The sequence below is a fragment of the Streptomyces sp. NPDC051364 genome, assembly GCF_040682115.1.
Lineage (GTDB): Bacteria > Actinomycetota > Actinomycetes > Streptomycetales > Streptomycetaceae > Streptomyces.
On sequence record NZ_JBFBAH010000003.1, the window covers coordinates 280,507 to 302,574 of the forward strand.

Below are 22,068 nucleotides of genomic sequence, written 5' to 3' on the forward strand. Positions count from 1 at the left end.
GCCGGGGCTGCGGGCGGCCCCGGACACCGAAGGCGCGCTCCGCGGCCGGTTGCGGCGGCGCGCGCTGGTCGGTGTCCGGCACATCCGGTGCGACCGGGGGGTCCTACCTTTCCCGGCGGAGGGCCCAGCGGGCCGGGAGGGTGGTGGCGGTCAGGCCCAGGGCGAGGGCCGCCGCTGCGAAGGAGGCGTAGAGCATCGGCGGGATGTGCGGGGGCGCTCCGGTGAGGGCCTTGGTCAGCGGGAACAGCGTGGCCAGGGCGATCGCGCTGCCGAGGGTGACGCCCGCGCCGCCGATCAGGAGGGCCTCCCAGCGGAGCATCCGGAACACCTGGCGGCGGGTGGAGCCGACGAGGCGCAGCATCCGCAGCTCGCGGCGGCGGTCGAGGACGGTCATCACCAGGGTGTTGGCGGCGGCGACGGCCGCGAAGCCGCCGAGGACGGCCGCCATGGTGGTGTTGGCCCAGGCGTTGAGCTCGCGGTCCAGGTCCTGGGCGGTGGTCCAGGCCGAGGCAGGCACCGCCGAGGCGGACACCGCCGGGCCGAGGTCCGCCGGCACCGGACCGCGGATCAGGAGCTCGGTGGCGTGCCCGGCCGTGGTGTGGCCGGTCAGGTCGGCCGTGGGGAGGGTGACCTGACCGAGGCCCAGGCCACGGGTGTAGACGGCCACGATCTCGGGAGTCGCCGAAGCTCCGTCCGGGAGGCGGAGTTCGATGCGGTCGCCGACGGCGGCGTGTGCGGAGTCGGCGAGGCTGCGGTCCACGGCCACCGTGCCGGGTGGGAGCGCGGCGAGGCTGCCCTCGCGTACGCCCAGGTCCTGGACGGTGGTGACATCGCCCGCGACGCCTTGGGCCGATGCGGACTGCAGTCGGCGTTCGCCGCCGCTGCCGGCCATCACGAGGACCGAGGAACGGGTGATCGCGACGCCTGCGCGGGCGTCGGAGGGCGGGTCGGTGATCACGTGGTCGGCGAGCAGTCCGGCCTCCTGCTGCTGCCGGGCGGCCCGTTCCTGACTGGTGTGCAGGAAGACCAGGGTCGAGGCGAAGGCCATGGCGAGCACGATCGGGGTGATCGCGGAGGCGAGCCGGCGGGCGTGGGCCCGGGAGTTGGCGGCGGCCAGCGAGCCGGACGCCCCGCCGGCGCGCAGCGGGAGGCCGAGTACGGCGGCGCAGGCGCGGGCGATCAGCGGGCCGAGCAGGGCCACGGCCAGCATGAAGAGCATGACGACGCCGAGCGCGGCGTTGGCGGCGTCCTCGCCGGAGCCGCCGGCGGCCAGACCCGCGCACACGGTCCCGCCGGCCACGGCCGCGAGGCCGAGCGGCGTACGGATCCACCCCGGGCGGAGGCGTTCCACGGCGGCCTCGGCCAGCGCCTGGCCGGGACGGATCCGGGCGGGCCGGCGGGCGGCGGCCCAGCCGGCGAGCAGCGCGGCGACGAGGCCGATGCCGACAGCCGAGACGAGGGGGATCCAGGTGACGGCGAGGTCGACCCCGGCCGGGATGGCGCCCTTGGCCTTGAGCTGCCCGAACCACCAGGCGGCGAGGCCGATTCCGGGTACGCAGCCCAGCGCGCCCGCGACCGGTGCGACGAGCAGGGCTTCGGTGGCGACGGTGCGGCGGATCTGCCGCGGGGTGGCTCCGACCGCGCGCAGCAGGGCGAACTCGCGGGAGCGCTGCCCGACGGAGAGCGCGACCGTTGCGGCGGCGGTGAAGACGGCGACGAGGGTGGCGGTGCCGCCGAAGGAGCCGCCGAGGCCGATCAGCATCTCCTTGGCGCCCGCGAGCTGCGGGTCCACGGCGCGGGCGGCGCCGGTCAGCACCTGGGCGCGGCCGTCGACGGCGGCGCGGACCCGGGCCGGGTCGGCATCGAACAGGACGACGGCGTCGAGGGTGCCGGGGTGCCCGGAGAGGGTCCGGGCCTCGGCGTCGGAGAACCGGACACCGGTGCCTTCGGCGTGTCCCACGACTCGGAACTCCCGCTTCCCGACCGGGGTGTCGAGCGATACGCGGTCTCCTGCGAACCCCGCACCCGTACCCAGCACGACCTCGCCCGGAGCCACCGGGGCCCGGCCCTGGCCGAGCTGCGCACCCGTGAAGGCCGACGCCCCCCAGCCCGAAGCCTCCACGGCAGAGCCCGCGTCCCCCCGTACGGGGAAGACCACGTCGGGGACGGCCCGCCCGAGCGGAGCCAGCCGCTCCAGCAGGGCGGCGTCGACCCGGGCCCGCTCCGGGACCCGCACGGATTCCTCGTACGAGCCTTCGCCGCTGCCCACCTGCCGGCGGATCTGCTGGTCGGCGGCCACGACGACGGGGGCCTGGGCGTACCGGGTGGGCGGGACGCTCGCCCGGGCTCCGCTCTCCAGCAGGATGCCGCAGGCGGAGACGATGGCGACGGTCATGAGCAGGGCGATGAAGGTGCCGGCGAAGGCGGCGGGGCGGAAGCGGACCGCCGCCCGGGCCAGGCCGTTGGGGCGGGGCAGCATCAGGCGGCCGCTCCCGCGTACGCCGGGGCGGTGAGGGCGGTCATCCGGTCGGCGATGGTCGCGGCGGAGCTGTGCGGCAGCCGGTCCGCGATCAGCCCGTCGGCGAGGAAGAGCACCTGGTCGGCGTGGGCTGCGGCGGCCGGGTCGTGGGTGACCATGACGATGGTGGCGCCCATGGAGTCCACGGCGGCCCGGAGCAGCCCGAGGACCTCGGCGGCGGCGGTGGTGTCGAGGGCGCCGGTGGGCTCGTCGGCGAAGACGACGTCGGGCCGGGTGATCAGGGCCCGCGCGATGGCGACGCGCTGCTGCTGGCCGCCGGAGAGCTCGGCGGGGCGGCGCCGGCCCTTGCCCTCGAGGCCGACGCGGGCGAGCAGGTCGGCGGCCCGGCCCCGGTCCTGGCGGCCGCCGGCGAGCCGCATCGGGAGCAGCACGTTCTGCTCCACGGTGAGGGAGGGCAGCAGGTTGAAGGCCTGGAAGACGAAGCCGAGGCGGCTGCGGCGCAGTTCGGTGAGCTCGTTCTCGTTCATGCCGGTGATCTCGGTGCCGCCGAGGCGGACGGAGCCCGCGGTGGGCAGGTCGAGTCCGGCCGCGCACTGCAGGAAGGTGGACTTGCCGGAGCCGGAGGGCCCCATCACGGCGGTGAAGCTGCCGCGGGGCAGGCCGAGGTCGATGCCGCGCAGGGCGTGCACGGTGGCGGCCCCCCGCCCGTACTCGCGCCGTACGCCGCGCAGCTCGACGGCGGCGGTGCTGTCGTACCCCGTGTCGTACGGCGTACCGGACGCCGTGCCGTGCCCCGTGCCGTTCGGCGCACCGGACGCCGTCTGCCCCGTCTCGCGCTGCCGCCTGCTCCGCCGGAGCCCCATGGTGTGCCGCCTTCCGTGTCCGTCGATGACCGTGGTCTCGACGCTACGGACGGAGGTACGGGGGCGGACATGGCGCAGCCAGGCGGATCACTGGTGGGGAAAACCCCACCGCGAGCGATCCGGGCTCAGGTTGAGCGGCGGATCAGGAGGAGCGCGCGGTCGTCGTTGACGTCCTTGGCGACCTTTTCGATCAGGTGCCAGGCAGCGCCGTCCCAGCCGGCGGCGACGTAGCGGTCGGCTTCGCCGGTGAGGCGGTCGATGCCCTCGCTGATGTCGCGGTCGGCGGTCTCGACGAGGCCGTCCGTGAAGAGCATGAGGACGTCGCCGCGGCGCAGGTTGCCGCGGGCGGGTTCGAACTCGGCGCCGTCGTAGACGCCGAGCAGCGGGCCCTCGCCGGACTTCTCCTGCCAGCGGCCGGTGCCCGCGGAGAGCTGGAGGGCGGGCAGGTGGCCGGCGGACAGGAGTTCGTAGTCGCCGGTCTCCAGGTCCAGGACGAGGTGGATGGAGGTGGCGAAGCCCTCGTCCCAGTCCTGGCGGAGCAGGTAGCCGTTGGCGGCGGGCAGGAAGCCGTGCGGGGGCAGGGCGCCGAGGAGGCCGCCGAACGCCCCGGACAGGAGCAGGGCGCGGGAGCCGGCCTCCATGCCCTTGCCGGAGACGTCGGTCAGGACGACCTCGAGGGTCCGGCCGCCGTTCGTGCGGGCGGCGACGACGAAGTCTCCGGAGAAGGACTGGCCGCCGGCCGGGCGCAGGGCCATCTCGCGGTGCCAGCCGCGCGGCAGGGCGGGCAGCTTGCTCTGGACCCGGATGCGTTCGCGCAGGTCGAAGAGCATGGTGCCGCCACGCCGCCAGGGCACGCCGACGCGGCTGCGGAACTGTGCGATGACGAGTCCGAAGAATCCGCAGGCGGCCACGACCAGGACCGTGCCGGGGGTGACCCGGGCGGGGCCGAGGGTGTACGGCCCGAGGACCAGGGCCTCGACGATGAGGGCCGCCGCGGAGGCCGCGTACAGCGCGAGCAGGCTCGCGGGGCGCAGCAGCAGCCCGCCCGCGACGATCGGCAGGACGAGGGCGGAGGGCGAGAACCAGACCGGCAGCATGATCGTGCCGCAGGCGATGGCGGGGATGGTCAGGAGCAGCCCGGCGAAGGCGAGCCAGTCGGAGGCGTCCCCGCGGAAGTAGTCGACGGCGGATTTGCGCAGGGCGGTGCGAGCCCGGTGCGACAGCATGCGCGTCCGGGCCATGAGCGTCTCCATGCGTGCTCCGGCCATTGCTTCGGGACCTTATCCATCCTGGCTGTGCATGCGCAGGGGGACCCCCGGACCTGAGGGCTCCGGCCGGTCGAAAACCCTTCGACTGTGACGGAATGCCCTGGTAAGGATGGCCGTATGGCTCTTGAGATGCGCGTATTGCAGGCTGATGAGTGGGATGTCTGGTACGACCACCTGGAACTGGCGTTCGGCGGGGTGCCCGAGTCTCCCCAGGAGCGGGAACTCTACAAGTCCCTGACGGAGCTCGGGCGCTCGCTGGGCGTCTGGGAGGGCGGGACCTGCGTCGGCTCGGCCGGCGCCTTCTCGTTCCGCCTGTCGGTGCCGGGCGGCGCGGTGGTGCCCGCGGCCGGGGTCACGATGGTGGGTGTCGCGCCGACGCACCGCCGCCGGGGCGTGCTCACGTCGATGATGCGTCGCCAACTGGACGACATCCGGGCGGGTGGCGAGCCGCTCGCCGTGCTGACGGCCTCGGAGGCGGCGATCTACGGGCGGTTCGGCTACGGCATCGCGTCGTACGCGCTGGCCCTGGCCATCGACAGCACGCGCGTCCGGCTCTCGGTGCCGCCGGGGACGGACGAGGTGCGGCTGCGGCTCGTCGATCCGGAGAAGGCCCTGCCGGACTGCGAGCAGGTGTACGCGGAGCTGGTCGCGCGGCGGCCCGGCATGCCGGCGCGGCTGCCCGGCTGGGAGCGGCTGGCGGTACTGGATCCGGAGGCGATGCGCGAGGGCGCCTCGCCGCTGAAGTGCGTGGTGGCGGAGCGGGCCGACGGCGAGGTGGTCGGGTACACCCGGGCTGTCGGCCCGGGAGCTGGGCTCGGCGTACCTCGGCGGGATCACCCTGGCCGCGCTGGCGACGGCCGGCCGGGTACGCGAGCTGCGCCCCGGCGCCCTGGCGGCGGCCTCGCGGGCCTTCACCGCCGATGTGGCCCCCTGGCTCCCGCACGGCTTCTGAGCCGCCGGCTTCACCGGGTCCGGCCTCAGCGGGTCTGACAGGACGGGCACCAGAAGAGGTTCCGCGCCGCCAGGTCGGCGGTGCGGACCTCGGCCCCGCAGATGTGGCAGGGCATGTTCGCCCTGCGGTAGACGTACACCTCGCCGCCGTGGTCGTCCACGCGCGGCGGGCGGCCCATGGCCTCGGGCAGGTGCTCGTCGCGGACCGTGTCGATCCGGTTGTTCCGTACGCCCTCGCGCATCAGCACCGCCAGGTCCGCCCACATGGCGTCCCACTCACCGCGCGCGAGGTCCTTGCCCAGCCGGTACGGGTCGATGCCGTGCCGGAAGAGGACCTCGGCGCGGTAGACGTTGCCGACGCCCGCGATCACCTTCTGGTCCATCAGCAGGGCGGCGACGGTGGTGCGGGAGCGGGAGATCCGCTTCCACGCGCGGTCCGGGTCGTCGGCCGGGCGCAGCGGGTCGGGGCCGAGCCGCTCGTGTATCGCCTTCTTCTCGGCCTCGCCGATCAGTGCGCAGGCCGTGGGGCCGCGCAGATCGGCCCAGTGCTCCGCATTGAGCAGCCGCAACCGGACCGTGTCGGTGGCCGGGGGCGCCGGGGCGGGGCCGAAGCCGAGCTTGCCGAACAGGCCGAGGTGGATGTGGATCCAGGCGTCGCCGAGTTCCAGGAACAGGTGCTTGCCGTGTGCCTCGGCGCTCTCCAGGTCCCGCCCGTCGAGCAGGGCGGCGCTCTCTGCGAAGCGGCCCTGCGGGCTGCTCACCCGGACCGGCCGCCCGGCGAAGCGCTCGGTGTGGTCCTGGGCGAGGCGGTGGATCGTATGCCCCTCGGGCACTGCACTGCTCCTACCTCTGGAAACGGCCGTGCCGCCGGGCCGGAGGCCACGGCGGCACGGCGAAGCGGAAGATCAGCCCTGCGGGTGGTGGGCCGGGATCGGGGGGAGCTCGCCGGTGGTCTCGTACGCGGAGAGCATGTCGATGCGGCGGGTGTGGCGCTCCTCGCCGGAGTACGGGGTCGCCAGGAAGGCCTCGATGAAGGCGACGGCCTCGTCCTGCGTGTGCATGCGGCCGCCGACGGAGATCACGTTGGCGTTGTTGTGCTCACGGCCGAGCTTCGCGGTCTCGACGCTCCAGGCCAGGATGGCGCGGACGCCCTTGACCTTGTTCGCGGCGATCTGCTCGCCATTGCCGGAGCCGCCGATGACGATGCCGAGGCCGTCGGCGTCCGCGGCGGTCTTCTCCGCGGCGCGCAGGCAGAACGGCGGGTAGTCGTCCACCGCGTCGTAGATGTGGGGCCCGCAGTCGACGGGCTCGTGGCCGTTGTTCTTGAGCCAGTCCACCAGGTGGTTCTTGAGCTCAAAGCCGGCATGGTCGGATCCGAGGTACACGCGCATGGGACGAGTGTGGCACGAGCGTGCCGGAAGGCCCGCAGAGGGTGTCGCGTAAGTCACTTCTAAAGCTCAAGTAAACCCAAAGAGCGCAGATGGGACAGGGGGGACCAAGGTCCTGGACGTTCGTCCCTACGCAACGATCCGGATTGGGGTCTTCCGCCCTGCGTTCATCTCAGGTTTGAATGCCGGGGCTCGCAACCCGAGAACCTAAGGATCCGTCCATGAGCTCCACGACGACCCTTCAGAAGGAAGGCAACCCCACCGGAAACAACGGTGACGGTCAGCCCTCCGACGGTCTGAAGGCCGGTCTCAAGAACCGCCACCTGTCCATGATCGCCATCGGCGGCGTCATTGGCGCCGGCCTGTTCGTCGGCTCCGGCGGCGGTATCGCCAAGGCCGGCCCCGCCATCCTGATCTCGTACCTCCTCGTCGGCGCGATGGTCGTCTTCGTGATGCGGATGCTCGGCGAGATGGCCGCCGCCAGCCCGAACTCGGGCTCCTTCTCCGCATACGCCGACCGGGCGCTCGGCCGCTGGGCCGGCTTCTCCATCGGCTGGCTGTACTGGTTCTTCTGGGTCGTCGTGCTCGCCGTGGAGGCGACCGCCGGTGCGAAGATCCTCGAGGGCTGGGTCCCGGCCGTCCCGCAGTGGGGCTGGGCCCTGATCGTGATGGTGGTCCTGACGATCACCAACCTCGGCTCCGTCGCCTCCTACGGCGAGTTCGAGTTCTGGTTCGCCGGCATCAAGGTCGTCGCCATCGGCGCCTTCGTGATCGTCGGCATGCTCGCCGTCTTCGGCGTGCTGCCGGGTTCGGACAACCCTGGCGCGGGCTTCGCCCACCTCACCGACGCCGGCGGCTTCATGCCCAACGGCTGGGGCTCCATCCTCACCGGTGTGCTGATGGTCGTCTTCTCCTTCATGGGCAGCGAGATCGTCACCCTGGCGGCCGGCGAGTCCGAGGACCCGCGCCGCGCGGTCACCAAGGCCACCAACTCGGTGATCTGGCGCATCGGCGTCTTCTACCTGGGCTCGATCTTCATCGTCCTCACCCTGCTGCCGTGGAACGACAAGTCGATCGTCGACAAGGGCTCGTACGTCGCCGCCCTGGACTCCATCGGAATCGCGCACGCCGGCCAGATCATGAACGTGATCGTCCTGACCGCCGTGCTGTCCTGCCTGAACTCGGGCATGTACACGGCCTCCCGCATGGCGTTCTCGCTGGGCGAGCGTGGTGACGCACCCAAGGTCTTCGCCAAGGTCAGCAAGAGGGGCGTGCCCACGGCCGCGATCCTGGGCTCGGTGGTCTTCGGCTTCGCCGCCGTCTACTTCAACTACTCCTCTCCGGACACGGTCTTCAGCTTCCTGCTGAACTCCTCGGGTGCGATCGCGCTCTTCGTGTGGCTGGTCATCTGCCTGACCCAGCTGCGGATGCGCAAGATCCTCGTGCGCGAGGCGCCGGAGAAGCTGACGGTCAAGATGTGGCTCTTCCCGTACCTGACGTGGGCCACCGCAGCGATGATCACCTTCGTCCTGGCCTACATGGTCTACGACAAGGACAACCGCGAGACGGTCATGCTGTCGCTGCTGGTCGCCGCCGTCGTGCTGGTCATCGGCGTGGTGCGCGACATGCGCCGCAAGGCTGCCGAGCGCGTCTAGGCACGTCCAGGCAGGCAGGCAAGCACGGCAGCCCCGGACCACTTCGCGTGGTCCGGGGCTGCTGTGCTTGCAGCGCTTGCCGTACGGGGGCTACTTGCGGCCGACCAGCTTCCAGGTGGCGGGCAGCAGACCCATGGCCAGCGCCGCCTTGAGCGCGTCGCCGATCAGGAACGGGGTCAGACCCGCCGCGACGGCCGCGCCGAACGACATCCCGGTGGACAGCGCCAGGTACGGGACGCCCACCGCGTAGATCAGGGCGGAGCCCAGCGCCATCGTGGCGGCCGTACGGAGCACCGAGCGGTCGGCGCCGCGGCGGGACAGGGCGCCCACGACGGTGGCGGCGAGCAGCATGCCGAGCACGTAGCCGAAGGAGGCGCCGCCCGCGCCGGAGGTGCCGCCCGCGAACCACGGCACGCCCGCCATGCCGACGAGCGCGTAGAGGGCGAGCGAGAGGAAGCCGCGGCGGGCACCGAAGGCGGTGCCCACCAGCAGGGCCGCGAAGGTCTGGCCGGTGACCGGGACCGGGGAGCCGGGGACGGGCACGGAGAGCTGCGCGGCCAGGCCGGTGAGCGCGGCTCCGCCGACGACGAGCGCGATGTCGCGGACGCGGCTCGCGGGCAGCAGGTCGGCGAGGACGGCGCCGGGGCGGAAGGAGACGGAAGCAGTGCTCATCGGAGGCTCCGCGGAGTGAGGGTGACGGGACGATCACCGACGCTAATGCGCGGCAGGGCGCCTCCCCACCGCCGGCCGGGACAAAGCCCTACTCACCGGTTTGGTGGGGAGTACACAAAGAGGCCGGTTCACACCTGACATGCAGTGATCCGCGTCACGAGCCAGATTCAGACAACACGTCCGTTTTGCACGGAGGGGCGCCGTCCGGCGAGACTGTAGGGTCCCGCCAATCCTCTGCGGAGCCCCCACCGCCGCTGCCGAGCACGAGAGTACGAGCACCCACTCATGCGCGACCGCTTGCCCACCGCACCGCCCGCCGGGCCCACCCCACCTCCGGGGACCGAGATGCCGGCAGAACCCCTCAGCCACAGCCTCAAGCAGCGCCACCTGACCATGCTGGGTCTCGGCGGCGTGATCGGCGCCGGGCTGTTCGTCGGCTCCGGCGCCGGCATCGGCATCGCCGGCCCCGCGATCATCTGCTCGTACCTGCTGGCGGGCGCCCTCGCCATGCTGGTGATGCGCGCGCTCGGCGAGATGTCGGCGGCGATGCCCGCCTCCGGCTCGTTCTCCGTGTACGCGGAGCGGGCGCTGGGCCGCTGGGCCGGGTTCTCCGCGGGCTGGCTCTACTGGTTCCTGCTGGTCGTGGTGCTGGCCGTGGAGGCCACCGGCGCGGCGAAGATCGCGAACGGCTGGCTGCCCTCGGTCGACCAGTGGGTCTGGGTGCTGATCTTCATGGTGGTCTTCACCGTGAGCAACCTGGCCGCCGTGAAGAACTTCGGCGAGTTCGAGTTCTGGTTCGCGGCCCTCAAGGTCGGCGCGATCGTGCTGTTCCTGATCCTCGGCACCCTCGCGATCTTCGGCCTGCTGCCGGACACCGACCCCATCGGCATGGCCAACCTCACCGGCCAGGAAGGCTTCTTCCCCGAGGGCTTCGGCGGAGTGGTCGCCGGCATGCTCGCCGTCATCTTCGCCTTCGGCGGCCTGGAGGTCGTCACCATCGCGGCAGCCGAGTCCGACGACCCGGCCAAGTCCGTGGCGCGCGCGGTGCGCAGCGCCGTGTGGCGCATCCTCTTCTTCTACGTCGGCTCGATGGTGGTCATCGTCACCCTGCTGCCGTGGGACTCGCTGAAGCCGGGCGAGAGCCCGTACGTCGCGGTGCTGGACTCCATCGGGATCCCGGCGGCGGGCCAGATCATGAACATCGTGGTGTTCGTGGCGCTGCTCTCCGCGCTCAACGCCAACCTGTACGGCTCCTCCCGCATGGTGTTCTCGCTGGCCGAGCGCGGCGAGGCGCCCAAGGCGCTGCTGAAGGTGTCCGGCGGCGGAGTGCCGCGCCGGGCCGTGTTCGCCTCGGTGGCCTTCGGCTTCGTGTCGGTGGTGCTGAACCTGCTGTGGCCGGACACGGTCTTCCTCTACATGCTCAACGCGGTCGGCGCGGTGCTGCTGTTCGTGTGGGCGCTGATCGCGGTCTCGCAGCTGAAGCTGCGCCGCGCGCTGGAGCGGGACATGCCGGAGCGCCTCACGCTGCGGATGTGGTGCTTCCCGTACCTGACGTGGGCGGCGCTGGTCGGCATGGCTGCGGTGCTGGTGCTGATGCTGTTCGACGACTCGGCGCGGCCGCAGCTGCTGTGGTCCACGGGTGCGGCGGCGGCCGTGCTGGTGGTGGCGTGGGTGCGGGAGATCCGGGCGCGCCGGGCCTGACGCCTGCACCACATTTCAAGCCCACCGTCCGGATATCGACCGTCCGAATACTGGACGCCGCATGTTCGATAATCGGACGGTGGGCAGTATGGCCCCATGAGTCAGAGCACCATCACACCCCCCGAGCAGCAGCACGGCACGGCAGCGCCGGCCGACGGCGGATCCCCCCTCGGCAACGGCCTCAAGCAGCGCCACCTCTCGATGATCGCCCTCGGCGGGGTCATCGGCGCCGGCCTCTTCGTCGGCTCCGGCGCAGGCATCGCCGCCGCGGGCCCCTCCATCGTGATCGCGTACGCCGCGTCCGGGCTGCTCGTGATGTTCGTGATGTTCGTGATGCGGATGCTCGGCGAGATGTCCGCCGCGAACCCCGCCTCTGGCTCGTTCTCCGTGCACGCGGACCGGGCGATCGGCCCCTGGGCCGGGTTCACGGCCGGCTGGATGTTCTGGACGCTGCTGTGCGTGGGCGTGGCCATCGAGGCGATCGGCGCGGCGCACATCATGACCGGCTGGTTCCCCGGCACTCCGTCCTGGATGTGGGTGCTGGCCTTCATGGCCCTGTTCTGCGGCACCAACCTGGCCGCCGTCTCCCACTTCGGCGAGTTCGAGTTCTGGTTCGCCGCCCTCAAGATCGGTGCGATCGCGCTGTTCCTGGGCCTGGGCGTGCTGGCCGTCCTGGGCCTGCTGCCCGGCACCTCCTCTCCCGGCGCCGCCAACCTGCTGCACAACGGCGGGTTCCTGCCGGGCGGCATGGACGGCCTGCTGGTCGGACTGCTGGCCTCGGTCGTCGCGTACGGCGGCCTGGAGACGGTGACCATCGCGGCAGCCGAGTCCGACAACCCCGTCAAGGGCGTGGCCCGGGCAGTGAAGACCACCATGTGGCGGATCGCGATCGTCTACGTCGGCTCCATGCTGGTCATCGTCACGCTGCTGCCGTGGAACGACCCGGCGGTGACCGGGGAGGGCCCGTACGCGGCCACCCTGGACCACCTGGGCATCCCGGCCGCCGGCGAGATCATGAACGTGGTCATCCTGATCGCCCTGCTGTCGGCGATGAACGCCAACGTCTACGGCGCCTCGCGGATGGCCCACTCGCTCGTCTCCCGCGGCCAGGGCCCCAAGGCGCTGGGCAAGGTCAGCGGCCGGGTGCCGCGCCGCGCGGTGCTCGCCTCCTGCGGGTTCGGCTTCGTCACCGTGCTGCTGTCGTACTGGTACCCGGACACCCTGTTCGCCTGGCTGCTGAACATGGTCGGCGGGGTCATCCTCGTCGTCTGGGGCTTCATCGCCGTCTCGCAGTTCGTGCTGCGGCGCCGGCTGGAGCGGGAGGCCCCCGAGAAGCTGGTCGTGAGGATGTGGGGCTTCCCGTACCTGACCTGGGTGGCGCTGGCCGGGGTGGCCGGGGTCCTGGTCCTGATGGTCCTGGGCGAGGACACCCGGGTCCAGGTGGTGTTCACCGGCGGCCTCACCCTCGCCCTCGCGGCAACCGGCTACGTGATGCAGCGCCGGGCTGCGGCCCGGGCCTGACCGGCCCTCACACGACGAAGGCGCTCCCCTTGCCACCGGGCACGGGGAGCGCCTTCGTCGTACCCGGGGCACACGCAACGAGGTCAGGTAACCCTTATGTGATCACTGGAATAGATACTGCTAGCGTGCAGTTGCGCATTGATTGCAATAAGCAGTTGGCACGCTGAGGGGACCGGATAACACGCATGGCCATCTACACGCTTCCTGAGCTTCCGTACGACTACGCGGCGCTCGAGCCGGTGATCAACCCGCAGATCATCGAGCTGCACCACGACAAGCACCACGCGGCCTACGTCGCCGGCGCCAACACCACGCTGGAGCAGCTGGAGGAGGCGCGCGACAAGGAGAACTGGGGCGCGCTGAACGGCCTGGAGAAGAACCTGGCCTTCCACCTCTCCGGCCACATCCTGCACAGCATCTACTGGCACAACATGGCCAGCCCGACGACCGGTGAGGGCGGCGGCGAGCCCACCGCCGCGGACGGCATCGGCGAGCTCGCGGACGCCATCGCCGAGTCCTTCGGCTCCTTCGCGAAGTTCAAGAAGCAGCTGACGTTCGCGTCCTCCGCCACGCAGGGATCCGGCTGGGGCGTGCTCGCGTACGAGCCGGTCAGCGGCCGCCTGCTCGTCGAGCAGATCTACGACCACCAGGGCAACGTCGGCCAGGCCTCGGTGCCGATCCTGGTCTTCGATGCCTGGGAGCACGCCTTCTACCTGCAGTACAGGAACCAGAAGGTGGACTTCATCGAGGCCATGTGGAACGTCGTCAACTGGCAGGACGTGGCCAAGCGCTACGCCGACGCCAAGGCGAACACCCCGCTGCTGATCCCCGCCAAGGGCTGATCACAGCCCCGTAAGCCGTCCGCCTCGTGATCGTCTTCTCAGCCTTCGCGTGCGGGCGTGTCCAACGGAAGACCCCCGCAAGGACGTGACTTGCGGGGGTCTTCTGTATCCACATCCACCAGGAGGCCTACTCGAAGATCGGGCCCTTGGTGCGGGTGCGCTTGATCTCGTAGAAGCCGGGGGTGGAGGCGACCAGCAGGGTGCCGTCCCACAGCCGGGCCGCGGCCTCGCCGCGCGGGGTCGGGGTGACGACCGGCCCGAAGAAGGCCACCTCGTCGCCCTCGGCGCCGGGCACGGAGATCACCGGGGTGCCGACCTCCTGGCCGACGCGCTCGATGCCGTTGTTGTGGGAGTCGCGCAGCACCTGGTCGTACTCGTCGGAGTCGGCGTAGGCGAGCAGTTCGGCCGGCAGGCCGACCTCCTCCAACGCCTCGGCGATGACCTCGCGGGTCGCGCCCTTGTCCTCGTTGTGGATCCGCGTGCCGAGCGCGGTGTAGAGCTTGCCGGTGATCTCGTCACCGTGCTTCTGCTGGGCCGCGATGACCACGCGGACGGGCGCCCAGCCCTTGGGGCCGAGGATTTCGCGGTAACGCTCGGGCAGTTCGTCGAGCTTGTTCTCGTTGAGGACGGCGAGACTCATCACGTGCCAGCGCACCTCGACGTCGCGGACCTTCTCGACCTCCAGCATCCAGCGGGACGTCATCCAGGCCCAGGGGCAGAGCGGGTCGAACCAGAAGTCGACCGGGGTCTTCTCTCGCACCTGGGTGTCGGCCATGTCTCTCCTCGAGTCGCTTGGGTACCACGCGTCGTGTTCCCCCTCGCCAACCAGGCCAGGACCTTCCGCATTCCCCCATGCGAGGATTCGATCAGGTATCGCGATCACGCACGAAGGAGTGCACGTGCCCGGAGAGAATCTGTCCCGTGACGAGGCCCGCGAGCGGGCCGAGCTGCTGTCCGTCGACGGGTACGAGGTGGTCCTCGACCTGAGGTCCGCCGTGGACGAGGCCGAACCGGCCGAGGGCCCCCGGACCTTCCGCTCGGTGACCACGATCCGCTTCCGGGCCGCGGCCCCCGGCTCGGCCGGCTTCGCGGACCTCGTCGCCCCGTCGGTGAACTCCGTCACACTCAACGGGCACGCACTGGACCCGGCCGCCGTCTTCGACGGGGCGCGGATCGCCCTGGCCGGGCTGGCCTCCGAGAACGTCCTGGTGGTGGACGCGAACTGCGCGTACAGCCGGACGGGCGAGGGCATGCACCGCTTCGTGGACCCGGAGGACGGCGAGGTCTACCTCTACACGCAGTACGAGCCGGCCGATGCCCGGCGGGTGTACGCGAACTTCGAGCAGCCCGACCTGAAGGCGCCCTACCGCTTCGAGGTGACCGCGCCGGAGGGCTGGCAGGTCTGGAGCAACGGCGCGGAGGAGTCCCGCGAGGGCCAGACCTGGCGGTTCGCCGAGACCGCGCCGATCTCCACCTACATCACGTGCGTGGTGGCGGGCCCGTACCACTACGTCACGGACACCTACACGCGCGGGGACCTGACGATCCCGCTGGGCGCGATGTGCCGCAAGGGGCTGGCGAAGCACTTCGACGCGGACGACGTCTTCCTGGTCACCAAGCAGGGCTTCGACTTCTTCCACGAGCACTTCGACTACCCGTACCCCTTCGGGAAGTACGACCAGGCCTTCGTGCCCGAGTACAACCTGGGCGCGATGGAGAACCCGGGGATGGTGACCTTCCGCGAGGAGTACATCTTCCGCGGCAAGGTGACGCGGGCCGCGTACGAGCGCCGCTGCAACACGATCCTGCACGAGATGGCCCACATGTGGTTCGGCGACCTCGTCACCATGAAGTGGTGGGACGACCTGTGGCTGAAGGAGTCCTTCGCGGACTTCATGGGCTCCTTCTCGCAGGTGGAGGCGACCCGCTTCGACCAGGCGTGGGTGACCTTCGCCAACAGCCGCAAGGCGTGGGCGTACCGGGCCGACCAGCTGCCCTCCACGCACCCGGTCACGGCCGACATCCGTGACCTGGAGGACGCGAAGCTCAACTTCGACGGCATCACGTACGCCAAGGGCGCGGCGGTGCTCAAGCAGCTGGTGGCATACGTGGGGCGGGACGCGTTCCTCGAGGGCGCGCGGCGCTACTTCAAGGCCAACGCGTACGGGAACACCACGCTGGACGACCTGCTGGCGGTGCTCGGGGAGGTCTCCGGGCGGGACATGGCCGAGTGGTCGCGGGCGTGGCTGCAGACGGCCGGCGTGAACGTGCTGACGCCGGTGGTGACGTACGACGCGGGCGGCCGGGTGACCGAGCTGGCGGTGGTCCAGGAGGGCGAGGAGCTTCGCCCCCACCGGGTCGCGGTCGGCCTGTACCGGCTGGAGGACGGCTCGCTGGTCCGCTACGCGCAGGCCGAGGCGGACGTGGCGGGGATCCGGACGGTCGTGGCGGAGCTGGCCGGGCAGGAGCGGCCCGACCTGGTGCTCGTCAACGACGAGGACCTCACCTACTGCAAGATGCGCTTCGACGAGGGCTCGCTGGAGACCCTGCGGGTGCGGCTGGGGGACGTGGCGGATCCGCTGGCGCGGGCGCTGTGCTGGTCGGCGCTGTGGAACCTGACGCGGGACGGGCTGATGCCGGCGCGCGACTTCGTCTCGCTGGTGCTGGCCCACGCCGGCCGCGAGAGCGACGTCGGCGTGCTGCAGATGGTGCACGCGCAGGCGCTGACCGCCGTTACCCACTACGCGGCGGCCGACTGGCGCGAGCAGGGCGGCCGGGTGCTGTCGGCGGTCGCGCTGCAGGAGCTGCGGATGGCGGAGCCGGGCTCGGAGCACCAGCTGACGTGGGCCCGCTTCTTCGCGGCGAGCGCGGCGACGGAGGGCGACTTCCAGCTGCTGCTGGGGCTGCTGGACGGGTCGGCGCGGATCGACGGGCTGGACGTGGACCAGGAGCTGCGGTGGGACTTCCTGCTGCCGCTGGCCGCGCACGGCGCCGTGGACGAGGCCGTGCTGGCGGCGGAACTGGCACGGGACGACACCGCGTCGGGCAAGCGGCACCAGGTGCGGTGCCTTGCGGCGCGGCCGTCCGAGGCGGTCAAGGACCAGGCATGGGCGGCGGTCGTCGAGTCGGACGCGCTGTCGAACGCGCTGGTGGAGGCGACGATCGCGGGCATGCAGCAGTCTTCGCAGCGGGCGCTGCTGGCGCCTTACGCGGAGCGCTACTTCGAGGTGATCGAGCGGATCTGGGCGGAGCGCTCGATCCAGATCGGCATGCACGTCGTGAAGGGGCTGTACCCGTCGCTGGAGGACTCGCCGGCCACGCTGGCCGCGACGGACGCCTGGCTGTCGGCCCACGAGTCGGCTCCGCCGGCGCTTCGCCGCCTGGTGCTGGAGGCCCGTGACGACCTGGCCCGCGCCCTGCGCGCGCAGGCCTGCGACGCGGCGGCCGCCGCGGTGTAGCGCACCGTCGGCGGGGCCGCATCTCCGGCCCCGCCGACGGAAGCGAACGGCGGTATCGGCTTTCGAACGGCCGTACTTTAGTGCGGGCTTGTCCGGATTTGTCGACGGGAACGTAACAGGGGTTAGCAGGGCCGGGGCGAGCGGGAATCACCGCCGCATGAACCACAACGCACCCCTCCCCCTCGCCCACCTCACCGGCAGCCGCCCCCGCGTGCTGAGCCTCGCCCAGCTCCGCGAGCACGGCGTGAGCGCCTCCGACGCCGCCGCGCGCCCCTGGCAGGAGATCCTGCCGGGGGTGTTCCTGCTCCACCCGGGCGCCGCGACCAGCGAGGAGCGCCTGCACGCCGCCCTGCTGTACGCGGGCCGCCGCGGCGGCGAGGCCATGATCACCGGGCTGGCGGCCCTCGCGCTGTACCGGTTCGCCTCCGCCCCCGCACTGACGGCCCTCGCGCAGATCGACGTACTGGTGCCCCACACCCGCCGGCTCCGCTCCGTCGGCACCGTACGGATCGTGCGGTCGCACACCCCGCCCCGCGCGCAGCAGGTGACCGGGCTGCCCGTCGCGCCCGTGGCCCGGGCCGTGGCCGACGCCGTCTCCCAGCTCAACGACGCGGGCACCGTACGCCGCCTGCTGAGCGAGGCAGTCCGCGGCGGGCACTGTGAACCCGGCGCCGTCGTACGGGAGCTGACGGTGGCCCGGCTGCTGAACCGCCCCCACGTGGTGGACGCCGTCGAGTCCCTGCTCGCCGAGGGCCGGGCCATCGCCGAGGACCGGCTGTACCGGCTCGTACAGGGCTACGAGCTGCCCGAGCCGGTCTGGAACGTGGACCTGCGCCTGCCCGGCGGCCCGCACCTGGGCGGGGTCGACGCGTTCTGGCCCGAGCAGGCCGTCGCCGTGGAGATCGACACCCGCGCGCCGCGGCAGGGCGAGGACGAGCAGTTCTCGGAGGCCGTCCGCAAGCGGGAGACCCTGGAGCGGCTCGGGGTGACCGTCCTGCACATCACCCCGCGCAAGCTCCGCGACTGGCCCGAGCAGCAGGCCGCGGTCGTCCGGACCGCCCTGACGGCGTCCGCCGACCGCGAGCCCGCCGCCTACCTGGTCGTACTCCCCCGGTGAGGGGCGACCGGCGCCGGCCGGTCACGTACGCTCGACGGATCGGCAGGCGTGCACGGAGGAGCGGTGGGATGGCGGCAGAGACGGCGGACCCACGCCCGCTGACGGGCGGACCCATCGCCCTGGACCTGCTGAACACGCGCTGGACCCAGGACGGCGAGCCCGCCGACCTCTTCGCCGGGGCCTTCGGGCTGACCCGGGTCGAGGGGCTCGCGATCTGGCTGCGCACCGCCGGGCTGGCCGACCGCTTCCGCGCCGACGCCGCGACCCTCGTCCACCTGCTGACCGCCCGCGAGGCGCTGGCCCGCGCCGTCGCGGACCGGGCCGACGCGAGTGCGCGCGCCCTGATCGACGCCGTCCTGGAGCACGGGCGGATCCGGGTCACCCTGACCGCCGAGGGCCCGGGCGAGCGGGCCGAGTTCGACGACCCGACCTGGGGTCCGGCCTGGACGGCCGCCCGCGACTACCTGGAGCTGCTGGTCTCTGCGCCCGAGCGGCTCCACGAGCACTACGCGCGCACGCGCGAGCGCTGAGAAGCCGGAAGTTGTCACACCCGATCTGAGACCGGGCACCGCCTCACCTCCGCCAAGAGGTCGGGAAGTCGACAAAGCAACTCTCCAACCCCTGTGATTCGTACGAGTACGCCCCGGTACGGCCTTGATGGCACATCCCCTGAGCTGGCGGGAGTCCGCCATGTCAGGTCTCGGTCAAGACAACGTTCCCCAAAGAGCTGTCACTTACGCAAAGCTGACCGGTCATCCGGCACCGAAATCCGGACCGTATCTTTCTCTTATCCAGGGATGCTGATGACCCTCGAATCCCCCAGCTCCATATCCGGGGCCAGACGCGTTGCACGCGTCGCGGCCGCGGCCGGTCTGGTCGCCGCGCTCGCGACCGCGGGCGCGATGCCCGTGTTCGCGGCCACCGGCCCCGCAGCCGGCACCCCGGGCACCGGCCCGGCCGTCAAGTCCGCCGACCAGAAGATGGGTTCGGCGGACGCCGAGCTTCTTCAGGACGCCAAGGCCAAGGGTGACGCGACCGTCACCGTCATGGTGGCCACCGCCCCCGGCCAGACCAAGCAGGTCGCGGACCAGCTCGGTGCGGTCCAGGGCGCCTCGGTCGGCCAGACGAACGACAAGCTCGGCTACGTGCGGGCCACGCTGCCCACCGGCAAGGCCGAGGCCGCGCTGAAGGCGGCCGCCAAGCTGTCCTCGGTGCACGCCATGGACCTCAAGCACGAGATCCAGCTGTCGGACCCGCGCCCCGACGGTGGCAAGGAATCGAGCTCGGCGAAGAAGACCGCCTCCGAGACCTACGCTGGGCCGGACAAGAACACCCCCGCGAAGAACCCGTACAACCCGTCCTTCGAGACCGGTGCGGTGGACTTCGTCGCCAAGAACCCGCAGGCCGACGGCCGCGGCGTGACCATCGGCATCCTGGACTCGGGCGTCGACCTCGGCCACCCGGCGCTCCAGAAGACCACCACGGGCGAGCGCAAGATCGTCGACTGGGTCACCGCGACCGACCCGATCACCGACAACGACGCCACCTGGCGCGCGCAGATCACCCCGGTGACGGCCGCGGCCGGCACCTTCTCCGCGGGCGGCCAGAGCTGGAAGGCTCCGGAGGGCTCGTACCAGTGGAGCCGGTTCAGCGAGTCGATCACCGCCACCGGTGACGCGAAGGGCGACGTCAACCGGGACGGGGACACCACCGACCGGTTCGGCATGCTCTACGACGCCGCCGCCGGCACCGTCCGCGTCGACACCGACCAGGACGGCGACTTCACGAACAACGAGCCGATGAAGCCGTACAAGGACGGCTACCAGATCGGCTACTTCGGCACGGACAACCCGGCGACCGACGTCGCCGAGCGCATCCCGTTCGTGATCCAGATCCGCAAGGACGTCCCGATGGACCCGCTCGGCGGGGACTGGGTCGGCAAGAAGGCCGACTTCGTCAACATCGGCATCATCGAGTCCGAGCACGGCACGCACGTCGCCGGCATCACCGCCGCCAACAGCCTCTTCGGCGGCAAGATGAACGGCGAGGCGCCCGGCGCGAAGATCGTCTCCTCGCGCGCCTGCTCCTGGTCCGGCGGCTGCACCAACGTCGCACTGACCGAGGGCATGATCGACCTCGTCGTCAACCGCGGTGTGGACATCGTCAACATGTCCATCGGCGGCCTGCCGGCGCTGAACGACGGCAACAACGCCCGCGCCGAGCTCTACAAGAACCTCATCGACACCTACGGTGTCCAGCTCGTCATCTCGGCGGGCAACGAGGGCCCCGGTGTCAACACCATCGGCGACCCCGGTCTCGCGGACAAGGTCATCTCCGTGGGTGCCGCGGTCTCCAAGGAGACCTGGGCCGCGAACTACGGCTCCGGCGTGACCAAGAAGTACAACATGTTCCCGTTCTCCTCGCGCGGTCCGCGTGAGGACGGCGGCTTCACGCCGACCATCACCGCCCCCGGCGCGGCCATCAACACCACGCAGACCTGGCTGCCCGGCTCCCCGGTGAAGGAGGCCGGCTACGACCTGCCGGCCGGCTACTCGATGCTGCAGGGCACCTCGATGTCCTCGCCGCAGGCGACGGGCGCCAGCGCCCTGCTGCTCTCGGCCGCCAAGCAGCAGCACGTGACGGTCACCCCGGCGAGCCTGCGCGTGGCGCTCACCAGCACCGCGAAGAAGATCGACGACGTCCCGGCGCACGCCCAGGGCGCGGGCCTCATCAACATCGTCGACGCGTGGGAGTCCCTCCAGCGCGGCGCGAAGGCCAACGAGTTCACCGTCAAGGCTCCGGTCGACACCGCGATCGACCAGTTCCTGAAGACCCCGGGCTTCGGCACCGGCCTCTACGACCGCGAGGGCGGCCTCAAGGTCGGCCAGAAGAAGGTCTACGACGTCGTCGTCACCCGCACCACGGGCGTCAAGTACGGCACCCGGCACAACCTGAGCTGGCGCAACAACGACGGCACGTTCAAGGTCGTCGGCGGCTACGACTACGTCACGCTGCCGCTGAACAAGCCGGTCACCATCAAGGTCGAGGCCAACCCCAAGACGGCCGGCGTCCACAGCGGCATCCTGCAGCTGGACGACGAGACCACCGAGGGCATCGACAAGCAGATCCTGACCACGGTCGTCGCCTCCACCCCGCTGGCGAAGCCGTCGTTCACGCTGTCGGACACCTCCTCCGTCCAGCGCAACAGCCACAAGTCGTACTTCGTCACCGTCCCGCAGGGTGCGAAGTCCCTCGAGGTCGCCCTCGGCGGTCTCGCGGCGGGCAGCCAGACGCGCTTCATCTCGATCCACCCGTACGGTGTGGGCGTCGAGGACAGCGCGACCACCCAGTGCTACCCGAACTACGACAACCCGGCCAACAAGTGCCGCCCCGACCTGCGCTCGTACGAGAACCCGCAGCCGGGCGTCTGGGAGATCGAGGTCGAGTCGCGCCGTACGTCGCCGCTGCTCGACAACCCGTTCAAGCTGGACGTCAGCGTCCTCGGCGCGGCCTTCGACCCGGCGGTCAAGGTCCTGCCCGAGGTGAAGCAGGGCACCCCGGCCCCGGTCCAGTGGACGATCAAGAACGACGCCGCTGCCATCTCCGGCGGCAAGCTGCAGGGCGGTCCGCTCGGCTCCGCGAAGGTCGCCAAGCCGACCATCGCGAACGGCGAGACCCAGACGAGCACCGTCACCATCGGTGAGGGCGTCTCCCGCCTGGACGTGGCCATCGGCGGTGTCTCCGACACCGGTGCCGACCTCGACCTCACCGTCCTCAAGGACGGCGTGAAGGTCGGCTCGTCCGCCGACGGCGACTCCGAGGAGGCCGTGACCCTGCTCAACCCGGCCGCCGGTACCTACACCATCCAGGTGGACGGCTACGCCGTTCCGTCCGGCTCCACCACGTTCAACTACCGCGACGTGTACTTCTCGTCCGCCCTGGGCTCCGTCCAGGTCGACGAGGGTGCCGCGGTGAACCTCGCCAACGGTGCCTCGGCCTCCGTCACGGCGAACGTCCTCGCGGCCGCTCCGGCCCCCGAGGGCCGTCAGTTCTTCGGCGAGGTCAAGCTGCTCAACGCCCGCGGCACCGCCGCCGGCACCGGCAGCGTCCAGATCGAAAAGGTCACCCCGTAGTACCTCCGGTTCCACGGTTC

The 22,068-nt window shown here is 71.5% G+C and carries 14 protein-coding genes and 2 pseudogenes; 9 read left to right on the forward strand and 7 right to left on the reverse strand.

Going from position 1 to position 22,068, the window contains the following annotated elements:
• Positions 1-103: 103 nt before the first annotated feature.
• The 3 genes from AB0M76_RS08355 to AB0M76_RS08365 all read right to left on the reverse strand — a co-directional run bounded on the left by AB0M76_RS08355 (position 104) and on the right by AB0M76_RS08365 (position 4,610).
• Positions 104-2,479 (reverse strand): ABC transporter permease, encoded by a 2,376-nt coding sequence (locus tag AB0M76_RS08355; protein WP_365952140.1) that lies wholly within the window; start codon positions 2,477-2,479, stop codon positions 104-106.
• Entirely contained in the window at positions 2,479-3,342 is an 864-nt protein-coding gene (locus AB0M76_RS08360) for an ABC transporter ATP-binding protein (RefSeq protein WP_365952141.1), read from the reverse strand. The genes AB0M76_RS08355 and AB0M76_RS08360 overlap by 1 nt, the downstream gene beginning before the upstream one ends.
• 125 nt (positions 3,343-3,467) lie before the next feature.
• Positions 3,468-4,610 (reverse strand): PP2C family protein-serine/threonine phosphatase, encoded by a 1,143-nt coding sequence (locus AB0M76_RS08365; RefSeq protein ID WP_365952142.1) that lies wholly within the window; start codon positions 4,608-4,610, stop codon positions 3,468-3,470.
• A 117-nt stretch (positions 4,611-4,727) separates the two neighbouring features.
• On the opposite strand from AB0M76_RS08365, the pseudogene AB0M76_RS08370 reads away from it, so the two are divergent.
• Positions 4,728-5,562 (forward strand): annotated as a pseudogene (locus AB0M76_RS08370) (GNAT family N-acetyltransferase).
• Positions 5,563-5,587: 25 nt separating this feature from the next.
• Here the strand turns inward: AB0M76_RS08370 and AB0M76_RS08375 are convergent.
• Both AB0M76_RS08375 and AB0M76_RS08380 read right to left on the reverse strand, forming a co-directional pair.
• Entirely contained in the window at positions 5,588-6,394 is an 807-nt protein-coding gene (locus tag AB0M76_RS08375; protein WP_266667035.1) for a DNA-formamidopyrimidine glycosylase family protein, read from the reverse strand.
• Positions 6,395-6,466: 72 nt separating this feature from the next.
• The gene (locus tag AB0M76_RS08380; RefSeq protein WP_365952143.1) at positions 6,467-6,952 is read right to left on the reverse strand and encodes a ribose-5-phosphate isomerase; all 486 of its coding nucleotides are present in this window, start codon (positions 6,950-6,952) and stop codon (positions 6,467-6,469) included.
• Positions 6,953-7,170: 218 nt separating this feature from the next.
• On the opposite strand from AB0M76_RS08380, the gene AB0M76_RS08385 reads away from it, so the two are divergent.
• On the forward strand, positions 7,171-8,604 hold the full coding sequence (locus AB0M76_RS08385; protein ID WP_365952144.1) for an amino acid permease: 1,434 nt from the start codon (positions 7,171-7,173) through the stop codon (positions 8,602-8,604).
• A 90-nt stretch (positions 8,605-8,694) separates the two neighbouring features.
• Here the strand turns inward: AB0M76_RS08385 and AB0M76_RS08390 are convergent, their stop codons facing one another.
• The gene (locus AB0M76_RS08390; RefSeq protein WP_365952145.1) at positions 8,695-9,276 is read right to left on the reverse strand and encodes a biotin transporter BioY; all 582 of its coding nucleotides are present in this window, start codon (positions 9,274-9,276) and stop codon (positions 8,695-8,697) included.
• A gap of 345 nt (positions 9,277-9,621) precedes the next feature.
• On the opposite strand from AB0M76_RS08390, the gene AB0M76_RS08395 reads away from it, so the two are divergent.
• The 3 genes from AB0M76_RS08395 to AB0M76_RS08405 all read left to right on the forward strand — a co-directional run bounded on the left by AB0M76_RS08395 (position 9,622) and on the right by AB0M76_RS08405 (position 13,340).
• Positions 9,622-10,977 (forward strand): amino acid permease, encoded by a 1,356-nt coding sequence (locus tag AB0M76_RS08395; RefSeq protein WP_365952146.1) that lies wholly within the window; start codon positions 9,622-9,624, stop codon positions 10,975-10,977.
• A gap of 96 nt (positions 10,978-11,073) precedes the next feature.
• Positions 11,074-12,498: an amino acid permease gene (locus tag AB0M76_RS08400; protein ID WP_365952147.1), complete on the forward strand. Its 1,425-nt coding sequence runs from the start codon at positions 11,074-11,076 to the stop codon at positions 12,496-12,498.
• A gap of 185 nt (positions 12,499-12,683) precedes the next feature.
• Complete coding sequence (locus tag AB0M76_RS08405; protein WP_365952148.1) at positions 12,684-13,340, forward strand: superoxide dismutase; 657 nt, start codon at positions 12,684-12,686, stop codon at positions 13,338-13,340.
• Between the two features lie 127 nt (positions 13,341-13,467).
• Here the strand turns inward: AB0M76_RS08405 and AB0M76_RS08410 are convergent, their stop codons facing one another.
• Positions 13,468-14,115, reverse strand: coding sequence for a DsbA family protein (locus AB0M76_RS08410; RefSeq protein WP_266629226.1), 648 nt, complete (start codon positions 14,113-14,115; stop codon positions 13,468-13,470).
• 124 nt (positions 14,116-14,239) lie between these two features.
• Between AB0M76_RS08410 and pepN the strand changes: the two genes are divergently transcribed.
• From pepN to AB0M76_RS08430, 4 genes and pseudogenes are all read left to right on the forward strand, one after another.
• Entirely contained in the window at positions 14,240-16,798 is a 2,559-nt protein-coding gene (gene pepN / locus AB0M76_RS08415) for an aminopeptidase N (RefSeq protein ID WP_365952149.1), read from the forward strand.
• Positions 16,799-16,955: 157 nt separating this feature from the next.
• A complete protein-coding gene (locus AB0M76_RS08420) occupies positions 16,956-17,915 on the forward strand; it encodes a hypothetical protein (protein WP_365952150.1) in 960 nt (319 codons plus the stop codon).
• Between the two features lie 68 nt (positions 17,916-17,983).
• Positions 17,984-18,412 (forward strand): annotated as a pseudogene (locus AB0M76_RS08425) (ABATE domain-containing protein); the annotation flags it as partial.
• 306 nt (positions 18,413-18,718) lie between these two features.
• Entirely contained in the window at positions 18,719-22,048 is a 3,330-nt protein-coding gene (locus tag AB0M76_RS08430; RefSeq protein ID WP_365952151.1) for a S8 family serine peptidase, read from the forward strand.
• Positions 22,049-22,068: the final 20 nt, after the last annotated feature.